Source organism: Pseudomonas persica, assembly GCF_900291015.1.
Lineage (GTDB): Bacteria > Pseudomonadota > Gammaproteobacteria > Pseudomonadales > Pseudomonadaceae > Aquipseudomonas.
Genome location: NZ_OLKL01000177.1, coordinates 1 through 266, shown reverse-complemented (window position 1 = coordinate 266; position 266 = coordinate 1). Strand labels below are relative to the sequence as shown.

Sequence of the window (266 nt, the reverse complement as noted above, 5' to 3'; positions counted from 1 at the left end):
ACAATGTCCTGGCAAAAAGGGTATTGTGACGTAATTCCCTCCTGGCGCAACGGGCACCGCACAAAAGGGACGTGTAATTTCCGTGGATCGGGTTAGAATAAACGCTTAACACACTGTGGAGTCGACCATGTTAGAGTTATTAAAAAGTCTGGGATTTGCGGTCATCATGGTACCGGTGGTAATGGCGATTATTCTGGGCCTGATTTACGGTCTCGGTGAAGTCTTCAATATCTTCTCCGGCGTCGGCCACAAAGATAAATCCAGAC

The 266-nt window shown here is 47.7% G+C and carries 1 protein-coding gene; it reads left to right on the top strand.

What is annotated here, in order from left to right; all coding sequences use genetic code 11:
• Nucleotides 1-127 precede the first annotated feature (127 nt).
• Nucleotides 128-266: AcrZ family multidrug efflux pump-associated protein (locus tag FQ664_RS26185; protein WP_144175900.1), on the top strand; the 139-nt coding region annotated here is incomplete at its 3' end.